This window comes from Pseudomonas sp. P5_A12, assembly GCF_056400685.1.
Genome location: NZ_JBFUKU010000154.1, coordinates 1 through 13,272, shown reverse-complemented (window position 1 = coordinate 13,272; position 13,272 = coordinate 1). Strand labels below are relative to the sequence as shown.

General features: G+C 58.7%; 14 protein-coding genes and 4 pseudogenes. 8 read left to right on the top strand and 10 right to left on the bottom strand.

All coding sequences use genetic code 11. The annotated features are described in order from the left end of the window. On the bottom strand, positions 1-362 hold a 362-nt coding region (locus AC1DSG_RS19395; protein WP_477792332.1), incomplete at its 3' end, for an aldo/keto reductase. Between the two features lie 117 nt (positions 363-479). Here AC1DSG_RS19395 and AC1DSG_RS19390 point away from each other — a divergent pair. Then, complete coding sequence (locus AC1DSG_RS19390; RefSeq protein ID WP_477792331.1) at positions 480-1,376, top strand: LysR substrate-binding domain-containing protein; 897 nt, start codon at positions 480-482, stop codon at positions 1,374-1,376. 105 nt (positions 1,377-1,481) lie between these two features. Here AC1DSG_RS19390 and AC1DSG_RS19385 read toward each other — a convergent pair. Further along, a pseudogene (locus AC1DSG_RS19385) lies at positions 1,482-1,646 on the bottom strand (DUF6124 family protein); the annotation flags it as partial. A 170-nt stretch (positions 1,647-1,816) separates the two neighbouring features. Here AC1DSG_RS19385 and AC1DSG_RS19380 point away from each other — a divergent pair. Continuing rightward, positions 1,817-2,401, top strand: coding sequence for a hypothetical protein (locus AC1DSG_RS19380; protein ID WP_477792330.1), 585 nt, complete (start codon positions 1,817-1,819; stop codon positions 2,399-2,401). Positions 2,402-2,548: 147 nt separating this feature from the next. Here AC1DSG_RS19380 and AC1DSG_RS19375 read toward each other — a convergent pair. Further along, positions 2,549-2,915 (bottom strand): annotated as a pseudogene (locus AC1DSG_RS19375) (DUF6124 family protein). 403 nt (positions 2,916-3,318) lie between these two features. Between AC1DSG_RS19375 and AC1DSG_RS19370 the strand changes: the two are divergent. Beyond that, a complete protein-coding gene (locus tag AC1DSG_RS19370) occupies positions 3,319-4,248 on the top strand; it encodes a LysR substrate-binding domain-containing protein (protein WP_477792329.1) in 930 nt (309 codons plus the stop codon). Here AC1DSG_RS19370 and AC1DSG_RS19365 read toward each other — a convergent pair. Both AC1DSG_RS19365 and AC1DSG_RS19360 read right to left on the bottom strand, forming a co-directional pair. Continuing rightward, positions 4,160-4,756 carry a DinB family protein gene (locus AC1DSG_RS19365; RefSeq protein ID WP_477792334.1) on the bottom strand — a complete coding sequence of 199 codons (597 nt, stop codon included), beginning with the start codon at positions 4,754-4,756 and terminating at the stop codon, positions 4,160-4,162. The genes AC1DSG_RS19370 and AC1DSG_RS19365 overlap by 89 nt on opposite strands. Before the next feature lie 254 nt (positions 4,757-5,010). Continuing rightward, positions 5,011-6,141: an NAD(P)/FAD-dependent oxidoreductase gene (locus AC1DSG_RS19360; RefSeq protein WP_477792328.1), complete on the bottom strand. Its 1,131-nt coding sequence runs from the start codon at positions 6,139-6,141 to the stop codon at positions 5,011-5,013. 232 nt (positions 6,142-6,373) lie between these two features. Between AC1DSG_RS19360 and AC1DSG_RS19355 the strand changes: the two genes are divergently transcribed. Further along, positions 6,374-6,691, top strand: coding sequence for a DUF2388 domain-containing protein (locus AC1DSG_RS19355; RefSeq protein ID WP_477792327.1), 318 nt, complete (start codon positions 6,374-6,376; stop codon positions 6,689-6,691). 51 nt (positions 6,692-6,742) lie between these two features. On the opposite strand, the gene AC1DSG_RS19350 is transcribed toward AC1DSG_RS19355, so the two are convergent. Both AC1DSG_RS19350 and AC1DSG_RS19345 read right to left on the bottom strand, forming a co-directional pair. After that, a complete protein-coding gene (locus tag AC1DSG_RS19350) occupies positions 6,743-7,672 on the bottom strand; it encodes a pyridoxal-phosphate dependent enzyme (protein WP_477792326.1) in 930 nt (309 codons plus the stop codon). Between the two features lie 64 nt (positions 7,673-7,736). Further along, positions 7,737-8,528: an SDR family NAD(P)-dependent oxidoreductase gene (locus tag AC1DSG_RS19345; RefSeq protein ID WP_477792325.1), complete on the bottom strand. Its 792-nt coding sequence runs from the start codon at positions 8,526-8,528 to the stop codon at positions 7,737-7,739. A 123-nt stretch (positions 8,529-8,651) separates the two neighbouring features. Here AC1DSG_RS19345 and AC1DSG_RS19340 point away from each other — a divergent pair, with 123 nt between their 5' ends. Together AC1DSG_RS19340 and AC1DSG_RS19335 are read left to right on the top strand one after the other, a co-directional pair. Beyond that, a complete protein-coding gene (locus AC1DSG_RS19340) occupies positions 8,652-9,599 on the top strand; it encodes a GlxA family transcriptional regulator (RefSeq protein ID WP_477792324.1) in 948 nt (315 codons plus the stop codon). A gap of 52 nt (positions 9,600-9,651) precedes the next feature. Then, complete coding sequence (locus AC1DSG_RS19335; protein ID WP_477792323.1) at positions 9,652-10,311, top strand: methyltransferase family protein; 660 nt, start codon at positions 9,652-9,654, stop codon at positions 10,309-10,311. A gap of 108 nt (positions 10,312-10,419) precedes the next feature. Here AC1DSG_RS19335 and AC1DSG_RS19330 read toward each other — a convergent pair whose 3' ends face one another. The 3 genes and pseudogenes from AC1DSG_RS19330 to AC1DSG_RS19320 form a co-directional block, all read right to left on the bottom strand. Beyond that, entirely contained in the window at positions 10,420-11,088 is a 669-nt protein-coding gene (locus AC1DSG_RS19330; protein ID WP_477792322.1) for an HAD-IA family hydrolase, read from the bottom strand. A gap of 89 nt (positions 11,089-11,177) precedes the next feature. Then, positions 11,178-11,585, bottom strand: a complete 408-nt coding sequence (locus tag AC1DSG_RS19325) for a response regulator (protein WP_477792321.1) — start codon at positions 11,583-11,585, stop codon at positions 11,178-11,180. A gap of 86 nt (positions 11,586-11,671) precedes the next feature. Then, positions 11,672-11,854: pseudogene (locus tag AC1DSG_RS19320) on the bottom strand (GMC oxidoreductase); the annotation flags it as partial. On the opposite strand from AC1DSG_RS19320, the pseudogene AC1DSG_RS19315 reads away from it, so the two are divergent. Together AC1DSG_RS19315 and AC1DSG_RS19310 are read left to right on the top strand one after the other, a co-directional pair. Continuing rightward, positions 11,843-12,889, top strand: a pseudogene (locus AC1DSG_RS19315) (hypothetical protein); the annotation flags it as partial. The pseudogenes AC1DSG_RS19320 and AC1DSG_RS19315 sit on opposite strands and share 12 nt — an antisense overlap. Positions 12,890-13,111: 222 nt before the next feature. Further along, positions 13,112-13,272 (top strand): LysR family transcriptional regulator (locus tag AC1DSG_RS19310; protein ID WP_477792333.1); only part of this gene is annotated, 161 nt, incomplete at its 3' end.

Genomic DNA, 13,272 nt, shown 5'->3' with positions numbered 1-13,272 from the left:
GAGCGCAAGGTGGCGTCGGCGCTGTAGTCGTTGACGATCTTGTTCGGGCGACCGTGTTCGAACACCCCGCTCTTCTCGCCCAGGTCACGGGCCGCAGCGTCTTCGACTTCATCAAGAATGACCCGGCCGACTTTGCTGCTCAGCACATATTCATCGCGGTTGTACTGGGCCAGYGCGTTGCCCAAACGAATCTCCGACAGGCCCGAACCGTAGAACGGCGCGGTGTCGAAGAAACGTATGCCGGCATCCCAGGCAGCGTGCACGGTGGCCAGCGCCTCGTCTTCAGGGATGGCGCGAAACATATTGCCCAATGGCGCCGTGCCGAAACCCAGCGCGCCGGGCAGTTTGTCTTTCAAGCTCATGATTCAATCCTCGTCAGTTTCAGTGGTCAGTTGCCTGACCGTTGAGCAGATCCTAGATTGCGACGGTCGGACCGTCCAAGACATAATGCGCACAACTTAAGTCCCTATAGGTCTTACATGATCGACATCCGCCAATTGCGCTACTTCGTCGCCGTCGCCGAAGAAGAACACGTCGGTCGCGCCGCCGAACGCCTGCACATTTCCCAGTCGCCACTGAGCCGGCAGATCGCCCAGCTCGAAGAACGCCTGGGCCTGACCCTGTTCGAACGCAGCCAGCAACGCATCCGCCTGACCCGCGATGGCCAGACCTTCCTCGCCGAAACCCGCGCCCTGCTGACCCATGCCAACCGCCTCGAATCCCTCGGCAAACGCCTCGGCCGCGGCGAAGAAGGCGGCTTGTGCATCGGCTACATCGAAAACGCCATGCACGCCGGCGTGCTGCCCAATGCCTTGCGCGTACTGCGCGTCGACCGGCCGAACGTGCATGTCGCGCTGTACAACCAGAGCTCCGCTGAACAACTCGAAGGCCTTCGCCAGCGTAGTCTGGATATCGCGCTTGTCAGCGAACCGCCCGTCGCGGAGGACCCGGATTTGCTGGGCTTTCAGGTGCTGGATGACCCGATGCTGCTGGCATTGCCTGAGGATCACCCACTGGCCAACCAGACCACATTGACCCCGGCCGACCTCGCCGATCAAGAATGGATCGGCGTGCAGCACCACCAGAATGTCACTAACCGCGAAGACTTCATCAGCGCCTGCATCCGCGCCGGCTTCACCCCTGACATCCGCATGGAAGCCACCGGCCCCTTCACTGCAATGGCGTTGGTGGCCTCGGGACTGGGCATCGCCATGATTCAGAAAGGCTTGAGCCGCAATGCACCGCCGGGTGTGGTACTGCGGGAAGTGCCGTGGATTTCCTTCACCAGACCACTATGGGCGGTGTGGCACCGGATCAATTTGCGACCGTTGGTGGAGACGTTTCGCAAAGTGCTGACTGAACCGGGATCAGTGTAGGAGCGAGCCTGCTCGCGATGAGGCCCGAACAAACTCCACAAAATGCTACGGTCAACCCGACCATTGTGGCGAGGGAGCAAGCTCCATCACCAAAGGGACTGCGTGTTAGCTGTGCGGATCGACGTTATCCAGCATCCGATTCACCGCCAGTTCACCCAACATCACGGATGTGTTGAATGCCTAGCAGGGTGTGGCGCTGTGTTCCGTTCAGTTGCCCTGCTAAATCACTCAACATGACACTCGCCCACGCAACGACTTGCAAGCATTGACTTGAGACCGGCTAATGGGTGCCCCAACACCGCCGAAAGTTATGTGTGCAATTACAAAAAAAACCTAAAAACCTGTCAACTTTGACAGTTGTTCGAACCGTGAAAAACAACAAACATAAGGACGAAGCTGCCCCCCATAACACCGCGCAAAACTAAAATAGTGAAATTACAATGACCATTCAACTAAGCGCCAAGCTAAATACCCCAGAATCTATCAACCTCTATTACAACGAAACCTTCATAAGTACGCTCACCAACCCAACGACAAACTATTTATTTTCAGTACCGAAAAGCGCAACTCTGAACGCATGGAATTCAACAGGACTCTTTTCCGACCCATTGACAACACCAGCAACAATCACCATTAAAAATGAAAACCCGTCTCCTATCACTATTAGAAACCTCAACGCGATTCCACCTGAAACGCCTGAAAAAATAGTCGACCTCATCGAACAAATTCAAGCCACTCTAGAGCAAGCCACTCCAGAGGAATATGACCCATATATTAAAAAGCTCAATTCAATTATTCCATCAGACTCTGGAACACTCGATAATTTTTTTAATAACGTCGTGGAGCTACTGACAGACGCCGATACAAGACAACATTTCCTCGAAATGACTTCCACCAGCGAAAATGATCTCTCCAACATTCTCACCAAGCTTTCCGAACTTGCCACCGAGCTTAAAATAGCGCCAAACGAGGAAAAAAAGATAACCTTCGAACCTGGAAAAAAAGGATATCTTGTCAAGGCATAATCAACGCAGGCACTGCTGAAATCGCTGGCGGAACCAGGACCCGCTCACACAGCTTGAGGGTTGCGTGCATAGCCCCAACATAAACGGCCCTTATTGGGCCGTTTCTCATTTCTCCCCCGCAGACAAGTGTTCAGCATAGATATTTCGCTATGACTGCGGATCAAAACTATCCAGCATCCTGTTCAGCGCCAGCTCCCCCAACATGACGGAATGCTGAATGCCGAGCACGGTATGGCGTGGCGGGCCGTTCAGCTGCCCCGTGAAGTCGCTCAACATCACACTTGCCGACGCCAACGTCTCACAGGCGTTGACCAGCAGGGTTTCGTTATCGGTATCGGGTCCAACGAAGTAGATCGTGCTGGGCTTGCGTGGCGTGTCTTTGGGAATGACCGGTTTGAGGTAGTAATCCAGGGCGCGGTCGGCGGCGTCGTTGAGTTTTTTGGAATCGGTGGATTCGTAGGGGGGAAACGTCGTCGGTGTCGGTTTCTGGCGGGTTGGGTGTGATCTTGAACATGGTGAAGCTCCTTGATTAGTGGCGCCGCCACCGTCCGCGGTCAAACGAATCAAGGTGGCAGCTGTACGCGGGTTGACCGACCGGAAATCAAGGTATCCGGCACACCCGAAGGTGTCCCGCGCACAGCCACCGCAAAAAGCCTGAAACTTTTCTTGAGCACTGATACGCCTTGATTGAATCGGACGGTCAAATCCGGTCGCTGAATTGGCAGCGACCCGGAAACGATAAAGTCCAGGCCCAAGGCGCACAAGCCGGCGGATTCTGGCGCAGTCGTGGGCAACGGCGCAAGGTTGTGTAGCCTCAGAGAGTATCTGGAGATGTGTGTTAAACATCGCCGTTTAATGACCTATTCAGGTTTGATGCTTTACTGAACAGACCCAAAAAACCCTGCGAGCCTCCCCCAATGAACCGCAACGACCTGCGCCGCGTGGACATGAACCTGTTGGTGATTTTCGAAACCCTGATGTTCGAGAAAAACCTGACCCGCGCTGGGGAGAAGCTGTTCCTCGGCCAGCCCGCCGTCAGTGCCTCGCTGGCGAAGTTGCGCGATTTGTTCGACGACCCGCTGCTGGTGCGTAACGGTCGCACACTGGAACCAACCCAGCGCGCATTGGCGATCCTCCAGGAGTTGCAACCGGCGATGGACACGATTTCCGGTGCGGTCAGTCGGGCCAAGGATTTCGACCCGGCCACCAGCCGTGATGTGTTTCGCATCGGCCTGTCCGACGACGCCGAGTTCGGCCTGTTTCCGCCGCTGCTCAAGCAGATTCGCGAAGAGGCGCAGAACGTTGTGGTGGTGGTGCGGCGGGTGAATTTTTTGCTGATGTCATCGATGCTCGCCAGCGGCGAGATTTCTGTCGGAATCAGTTACACGACGGAGCTGCCGGCCAACGCCAAGCGCAAGAAGTTGCGCGACTTGAGTGTGAAGATTTTGCGCGGCGATGACCGCCCCGGGCCCCTGACGCTGGACGAGTTCTGCGACCGGCCGCATGCGTTGGTGTCGTTTTCCGGGGACTTGACCGGGGCCATCGACAATGACCTGGCGCGTATCGGTCGTTCGCGACGGGTGGTGTTGGCGGTGCCGCAGTTCGCCGGGTTGCGCGCCTTGTTGGCCGGCACCGACATGTTGGCCTCGGTGCCGGATTACGCCGCGTGTGCCTTGATCGAAGGCAGCAGCCAGTTGCGTGCCGACGATCCGCCGTTTGACATTGTGCTGTCCGAACTGTCCATGGTCTGGAACGGCGTCAACGATAACGATCCGGCAGAACGCTGGTTGCGTTCGAAAATTGCACACCACATGTCGGCTCCAATGCCAGCGCAGGCGGCGACGTGAACGCTGTGGGTTGGGTCTCGCGCAGGTACACCGGCAAGTCCGTGACCGGTGGCATGGCCGGTATTTCGAAGTACATCTGGACCACCCAGCCACGGTGGTAGCTGGCGTGGTTGACCACGTGCATCAGTATCGCGCCGGCGCTCATGGTGCCGCTATCGCCTGAGACAAACGTGAATTCGACGGGTTTATCCAGCGACGCCTCGGTCTGCCGTTCGCTCCAGTCGCAGTACCAGTGATCGATCTCCCGTTGTGCCATGCGCAGTTCGCCAAGGTCGGCATGCAACAGATCATGGGAGGTTTTGAAGCCGTGTCCTCGGCCTTCGAGGTGAGCTTGCCAGATGCAGTCCACCATGTAGATGTGGTTCAGGGTGCCGATCATGTTTTTGAACACCGACACGCGCTCTTTACTGACCTCCCCCGCCGGCAATGCGGCCAGGCTGTCGAAGAGGCGCTGGTCAGCCCAGTTCTTGTAATCGGCAAGCATGCGGGCAGTGCGTACGTTGATCATCATAGGTCTCCCATGGTGATGGGGCGCATTGCAAAGCATAGCCCGCTCAGCGGGTTGCATCGCTAACGCTGATAACCGGCACCTTCACGACGCGACCTGTGTAGTCGCCGTGTAGCAGCTGYCGAGCACCGCGAGGCTGCGTCCGGCTGCGAAGCAGTCGTGAAATCAGGCGACGCGGTGTTTCAGAAAGGCCGCGTGTGCAGGGTTTACGACTGCTTCGCAGCCGGACGCAGCCTCGCGGTGCTCGGCAGCTGCTACGGGATTGCGTCGTCGACTGATTTGGGGGAAAGACGATCCACCACCCGATCGGCCAGTGCCAGGCAACTGGTCAGGCCCGGTGATTCAATGCCGAACAGGTTTACCAGCCCCGGTACGCCATGCTCTGCCGGGCCGCTGATAGTGAAGTCGGCGGCCGGTTCAGTCGGGCCAGTGATTTTCGGGCGGATACCGCTGTAGGCGGGTTGCAAGCTGTTATCGGGCAGACCGGGCCAGTAACGTCGAATGGCCTCGTAAAAACCTTCGGACCGGCGTGGGTCGACGCGGTAGTCGATATGGTCAACCCACTCGACGTCCGGCCCGAAACGCGCCTGACCGCCCAGATCGAAGGTCATGTGCACACCCAAACCGGCACTTTCCGGCGCCGGATACACCAGATGCCGGAACGGCGCCCGGCCGCTGAAGCTGAAATAGCTGCCTTTACATAAGCGGGCCGTTGGCACGTGCTGCGACGGCAAGCCTTCAATCCGGCTCGCCACCTCAGGCGCGGACAATCCGGCGCAGTTAATCAACTCGCGGCAACTCAAGGTCATCGGCTGCGCACCGCCTATGTGCAATTCGAATCCTTGCCCGGTGCAGCGTGCGGACGCCAGCGGTGTATGCATCGCAACCGTAGCGCCCGAAGCTTCAGCGTCGGCCTGAAGCGCCAGCATCAATGCATGGGAATCAACGATTCCGGTGGAAGGTGACCAGAGCGCAGCGATGCAGGACAGTGCCGGCTCAAGCGCTTGGGCTTGCATCGCATCCAGCCATTGCAAATCATCGACGCCATTGCGCCGCCCCTGCTCCAGCAACGTCTGCAAAGCCGCGCACTGGGTATCATCGGTGGCCACAATCAGCTTGCCCAGGCGCCGATAACCAACGCCGCGCTCAGCGCAAAAGGCGTAGAGGCGTTGCTTGCCCTCCACGCACAATTGCGCTTTCAGACTGCCGCTCGGGTAATAGATGCCGGCGTGGATCACTTCTGAATTGCGCGAACTGACGCCCGTGCCGATCCCCTCACCGGCTTCGATCAGGATCACTTCGCGCCCGCTCCGGGCCAGCGCCCTGGCAACCGCCAGCCCGACCACGCCGGCTCCGATCACCACGCATTCGATATTGACGCTCACCTGCCCTGTACTCCTTTCACGCCGGATGCTCCATCAAAACGTACCGGGATAACTGCCACCATCCAACAACAGATTCTGCCCGGTCGAACGCAGCAGCGCAGGCTCGGCCGGCGCTGCAGCACACTGCGGTTTTGAACGATATTGCGGCGATACGGAACTCCTGGCGATCGCCACACCTCCTAAACTAAGAGAGGTACTTCCTATTTGCTTCACGCTTTCAGAGGACACCGTCATGCGCCGACTGATTATTATCTCCTCCCTGATGCTGTGTTTACCCATCGGTTCGGCTATGGCCGATGTGGATGCGAAAGATGTTGCCACTTCCGCCGGGGTCTCAGCCTCGCTGTACTCGACGTTCAAAGATAAGAAGCTAGTAATTCCCGCGAAGGATGACGCCTCGAGCTTCGTTGCCAGTGGCGGTGCAATTCGCGGGGTTTATCTGGAGTCGGTGTTGAAAAAAATTCGTCAGGACAATCCTGGCCTCAACGCCAGCGACGAAGACCTGGCCCAGGCCATCCTGGTGCAGGAAGGCAATGCTGCCGGCCAGTGAAGGCCGAAAAATAGCGCTGGGGCTTGTGACACATGGATAGCGTTTCCAGCCCTACTTCGCTCGCTTACCGGATAGGCGCGCCCACCCGGCGACCAATTGCGCGCTGACACTCACCCCGCCACACACCACGATCACCACGTCGTGCGCATCGGCTATGGCTCGATGATCCAGATACGCTACCGCCAATGAAACTCCGCAGGCCGGCTCGACCAACTGACGCATGTCTCTGGCGAAACGTACCACGCCCATGATTGCGTCCTCATCGCTGAGCACCACGCACTGGTAAGGAAAGTCGAGAATGTGCTGCACCGGCCACGCTGCGACTTGCGCCGCGCCCAGCGAGGTCGCCACGGTGTCGATGCGCGGCAACCTGACGGGATGCCCGGCTTCCACGGCGGCCGCAAAAGACGCAGCGCCTTCGGTTTCGCAGGCGATGATCCGGCAGTCCGTTCGGCCATGGCGAAGCAACCCCGTGAGGATGCCCGCCAGCAGTCCGCCGCCGCCCACCGACGTGACCATCACATCCACTTGAGGACACACTTCCAGGACTTCATCCACCAGCGTGCTGTGCCCCTCCCACAACACCGGGTGATCGAAGGCCGGCACGTATTCAGTGTCCGCGTCCTGCGAGAGTTCTCTTGCCCGTTGATTGGCTTCGTCCCAGACCTTACCGTGGACAATCACCTCGGCACCGGTTTTCCGGATCCTGGCACGGGTCGTCTCAGGCGTTGTGTGCGGCACCACAATGCAGGCGCTCAGCCCCAGGCGGGCGGCGGCAATGGCGGTAGCAAAACCGGCATTGCCGCCCGACGGACAGACGACTCGGCGTTTTCCCTGCGCCTTGGCCTGACTGCACAGAAGCCCCATGCCACGCAGCTTGAACGAACCACTGGGTTGCAGGTTTTCCATCTTGAGCCAGATCCGTCGGGTCGGCGTCGACAGGCCAACGTGCAGGATCAACGGCGTTTTGATGTGCAGCATCGCGAGTGTCCAAAGGTGAACGGCTCTTCTCCAAGTTTAGTTCACCCTGCCCTCGGCCCCCGTTTTAGCGATAGCGCGGGGCGGCACTGGAGTTGCCGAACAACCCGGAAAGGGTCTGACGCTGGGCTTCGTAACGGTCCCACTGTTCGCCGTCGTGCAGGCTCGGAACGGTTACCACTTCGCCCTTCGCCAAGCCCACCAACGCCGCGTCGACCATCTCTTGCGCCGACATCACGATTTCTTGCGGCAGGTTTTCCACCGGGTTGCCGGCTTCGCTCCAGAAATCGGTCGCCGTTGCACCGGGCAGTACCGCCTGGACACGAATGCCTTTATCCGCCAGTTCGTGGTGCATCGACTGGCTCAGGCCCAGCACAAAGGCCTTGGTCCCGCCGTACACGCCGTTGAGGACTTCCGGGGCAAAAGCAACAATCGACGAAATGTTGATCACGGTGCCGGTGCCGCGCGCGACGAAACCTGGCACCACCGCATACGCCAGACGCATCAGCGCGGTGACGTTGAGGGTGATCATGTCTTCCATCTCATCGACCGGGCTGCCTAGCAGCGGCATGACAGCGCCCACACCGGCGTTATTAACCAGCAAGGTGATGCTGGCGTCGTTACGCAGAATCTCCTCGACCCGCAGCACATCGGCTTTGACTTTCAAATCGGCGGCGACCACTTCCACCGCGCGCCCCGTTTCGTTACTCAGGTGGTTCGCCAGTGCGTTCAGTTTGGCCTGACTGCGGGCGACTAGAATCAGGTCGTAACCTTGCCGGGCCAGGCGGTCGGCATATACCGCGCCGATGCCCGAAGAAGCGCCAGTGATCAGTGCGGTGCCTTTGGATGAGAGTGCCATGTTGAGTTTCCTTCACGGTGAGGCGAACAGTTCGCCGGTGTGAACCGTTATAAAACCTCTTACACCCGTCTCAAATGACGTTTAAAGTACGTTTTAAGGACATGTCCTTTTGAGGGTCCAGCGATGAGTGCCGTGGCATTTGTAGTATTCGAGGGTTTCCAGTCCATGGCGCTGGCCGCCATGTCGGTGTTCGAGTACGCCAACTTCAGCGCCGGTGAGTCGCTGTATGACGTCAGTGTGATTTCAGAAGACGGCAGCACATTGCGCGCCTCCGGTGGTTTAAGTGTCGGTACCCAACCGTTCGGTGAACGGGTTTTCGATACCGTCATTGTGGTCGGCGGCGATGTCATCATCGAACAGGCGCCCGAAGGCGTACTGACCTACCTGCGTAGCAGCGTGAACACCGCACGACGGATGGCGTCGATTTGTTCCGGGGCGTTCGTGTTGGCCCAAGCGGGTCTGCTCGATGGGCGGCGGGCCACCACGCACTGGGCTTACGCGCGGGAGCTGCAAGCGCGATTCCCATCGATCAAAGTGGAAGAAGACCGCATCTACGTGGTTGACGGCTCGATCTGGACCTCGGCCGGCATGACTGCCGGTATCGACCTGGCGCTGGCCATGGTCGAGAAGGATCACGGCACCGAATTGACGCGTTCCGTCGCGCAGAAACTGGTGATGTATCAGCGGCGTGCGGGCGGCCAGTCCCAGCATTCAGCGTTGCTGGAGCTGGCGCCAAAATCCGACCGTATTCAGACTGTTCTTGGCTATGCCCGGGAACACCTGGCCTCGCCGCTGTCGGTGGAGCAACTGGCAGACGTGGCACGTCTGAGCCCACGCCAATTCAGCCGCAGCTTCCGCGCCGAGACCGGGCAGACGCCGGCCAAGGCCATCGAAAATCTGCGATTGGAGGTGGCACGGCAGATGCTCGAACGTGGGCGCTTGAGCCTCGATCAGATTGCCGCCGAGGCCGGTTTCACCGACCGTCGCCGCATGCGCGAAGCCTTCCTTAGGGCATTCGGCCAACCGCCGCAGGTGATTCGGCGCAATGCCCGGTCCGAGTTGAACGTGTGAGCAGCACTGGGCCTCTAAACTGAAAAGGGCCATTGCACCTCACGAGGTGATCATGAAAATCTCGCCCAAACTGGCGTTTTTCGCCATCGTCGGCACCCTCGCCTACCTCGGTCTTGCGGTGTGGGGGATGGGCGGGTTTGCGGCGTATTTTGCGCATGCGTCGCTGGTGGTGATTGCCTTGGCGACCTTGGTGATGACCGTGGCTTCGCTGTTCACCGAGGTCAATCTGAGTTCCGGCGAGCGTGAAGACCGGGCCAATCGCTGGGTGCTTCCGGCGTTCGGGGTGATTGGATTACTCAGTGGGTTCCTGCCCGCCTACACCGACCGAATCGATTTCTGCACGTTCGGCGGTGAGGGCCTGCGCTGGATCGGCGCGTTGCTGTTCATCGCCGGCGGCGCGCTACGCTTGTGGCCGGTGTTTGTGCTGGGCAAGCGCTTCAGCGGGTTGGTGGCGATTCAGCCGGGGCACAGGCTGGTCACTGACGGAATTTACCGGCGCCTGCGTAACCCCAGCTACTTGGGAATGTTGGTGATTGCCGTGGGTTGGGCGCTGGCGTTTCGTTCGGGTATCGGGCTGTTGCTGACGGCGTTGATGGTGATCCCGTTGATTGCGCGGATTCACGCTGAAGAAGCATTATTGAGAACGCAGTTTGGTAGTGAATATGACAGTTATTGCGCCAACACCTGGCGGCTGATTCCCGGTATTTATTAACCACACCCCCGATCAACTGTGGGAGCGAGCCTGYTCGCGAAGGCGGCTTAACATTCAACATTCATGTCGACTGACACACCGCTTTCGCGAACAGGCTCGCTCCCACAATTAGATTTGCTTCAGGTGGAGATAGTGGTTGGGCTCCACGGATATGGTCACTGACTGATAGTCGGCCAACGTCGCATGCGCCGCCTGAATCGGACGCTCATGCGTCTCGGTGATGATCACCAAGTCCGCCCCTGCCGCTTCAGCCGCCAGTATCCCCGCCGTGGCATCTTCGAAAATCAGACAATCCGTTACCTCGACACCCAGCCGTTTCGCCGCCAGCCGATACCCTGCAGGATCCGGTTTACCGGCGCTGACATCTTCCGCCGTCACCATCACATCAGGTTCGGGAATCCCTGCCGCCGCCATCCGGCGCAAGGCCAATGATCTGGGTGCGGATGTCACGATTGCCCACTGACCGGCCGGCAAGGACCCAAGGAAAGCCGTCGCACCACGAATCTCGACAACGCCTTCCACGTCCTCGATTTCCGCCTCGGTAATCCACGCCGCTTCAGCTTCAGCATCCAGGCCCGGCAGACCCTGGCGATTGACCGTGTCGATGGCACGGACGCCATGAATGGTAGGCAAGAAAGACGCGACATCCAGCCCGTGGCGCAAGGCCCAGATCGTCCAGATCCGCTCGGCGGCGGCAATGGAACTGAGTACAGTGCCGTCCATATCGAACAGGAACGCGCGGTAAGGGCTGTTGAAAACGGATGGTTGTGCAGACAAGGATGAGCTTCCTCTCGCAAGGGCCGGGCGGGTGTGCCGAGCAATGTAGCATTTACTTGCGAGATGGATTCAAGCGACGCAATGACGTTTCAGCTGACGGGCTTGGACTTCAAGGCGCCTTCGACGCAGTCCAGCAATTGGCCGAGCGCCCACGGCTTTTTAATGAACGAGACTGAATGCCTGACACCGGAGCTTTGTGGGGTTTCGAAACCGGACATGATCATGATCGGCTTGTCTGGCCAGCGGTCGCCAAAATCATTGGCCAGGTCGGCACCGTTGAGTTTGCCCGGCATGGTGATATCGGTGAGCAACAGACGGACGTTGCCCGAGTGCTGCTCCAGGTACACTGAAGCAGCATCCGCGCTGGTGTGTGGCTGAACCACGAACCCTTCTTCCTGGAGTATTTCACAGAGAAATTCCAGGATCAACGGGTCGTCTTCGACCACAAGAATCAACCCGCCAGAAACGTTCGTGCCCGCCGTCGATACTGGCCCCATGATTTTGCCACTCCCTGAATACACTCATGATTTTCGCGCGCTGAATCCGCTGTCTATCAATTATGAGCAGCAGTCTTGGCGGAAATTCACTTTTGATACACAGAGGCGACGAAATCAGGCGTCCTGCAAAACAGATCCGCACCCTTCTCTGCCACCATCAACACCGCCGCCTGGGTATTACCGGACGTCACGTTAGGAAATATCGACGTATCGACAATGCGCAATCCCTCAAGGCCATGGACTTTCAAACGCTTGTCCACGACCCAGACCGTGACATTCAGAAACTAAATTTCGACACGGCCTTCCTCTCGGCCAAGTACAACTCCGACTCCTGGATCGGTTCGGCCAAGTACCGTTTTTACGGTCGGGCCTACCCGTATCAATACACCGACAAAGTCGGTGACGTGCAATTCGCGGAGACGGCCTGGATCGGCTACAAGTTCAACCCGGACCAACAGCTCCAGGTCGGCCTCAATCAGGTGCCTTTCGGTTTGCAGCCGTATTTTGGCAGCACCTTCTTCGAAACCCTGGGTAACGTCATCGGCGTGGAAGACCTGTCAGAAGTCGGCGCCAAGTACATCCAGCAAATCGGCGACTGGAACATCCAGACCGGTTACTACCTGCGCCCGGCGTGGCAAGGCAAAGGCACCAGCAACGGCGCTACTTACTCCAGCGTTGTCTCCGACGCCGACAGTTACGTCACCGACGGCAGCAACAACCAGGAACGCCACGCCGTAGCGCTGCGGGTGGCCAAGGCCCTGGATCTGGGACCGTGGAAATCGGAAGTCGGCCTCTCCGGCCTCACCTCGTCCCTTCAAAACCAGGACACCGATGACAACGGCCGGCGCAACGCCGCGGCCGTGCATTACCTGGGCAAAAACGGCCCGTGGGGCGTGCAGTTGCAGGCCGCGCGACAAGAGATGTCGCCGCGCAACCCCGGCACCGATGAACTGGTCACCTTTGGTGGTTATGACGGCACGTACAACGTCGCCAGTCGCGGCAACTTGTATGTGGCAGACCTCAGTTACGACGTGGCGGGCAAATACCTGTTCGATCAGGTCAGCGGGGTCAAGGTGTACGCCAATTACAGCGCCTTCGACAAATCCAAAAGCGGGTTCAAGACCTCTGAACGGATGATCGTGGGCAGCTCGTTTTCAGTGAATAAATTGTGGGTCGCCACGGAGTGGTTGTTTGGCAAGAACGATCCGTATATCGGGGGTAGCAGCTATACCCAGAGCCTGGGGGCTGGCGGGAGTGATCAGTGGGAGAATCAGGTGTATATGAACGTCGGGTATTACTTCTGATCCGGTATTTCTAGCGTCCTTAAGAAAGTCATCGCGAGCAAGCTCGGCTCCTACAGGGTTTAGCGCGTTCTTGTAGGAGCCGAGCTTGCTCGCGAAGGCGTCAGCCGAATCAACACTTGCATCAGCCCATGGCAAATAGTCAGATAGGCACCACAGAGACCGCCACCAAAACAATAACCCGGCCCGACGCAACACCGGAGGCCGGTACGGAGCCCACCTTCGATGCGTCAACTGCCCTCGCTCAATATGCTGCGCGTTTTCGAAGAGGTCGCGCGCCATCGCAGTTTCAGCCAGGCGGCGCTAGGCCTGAACGTCACTCAAGGCGCAGTCAGTCGCCAGATCAAGCAACTGGAAGACTACCTTGGCGTCGCGCTGTTCGTGCG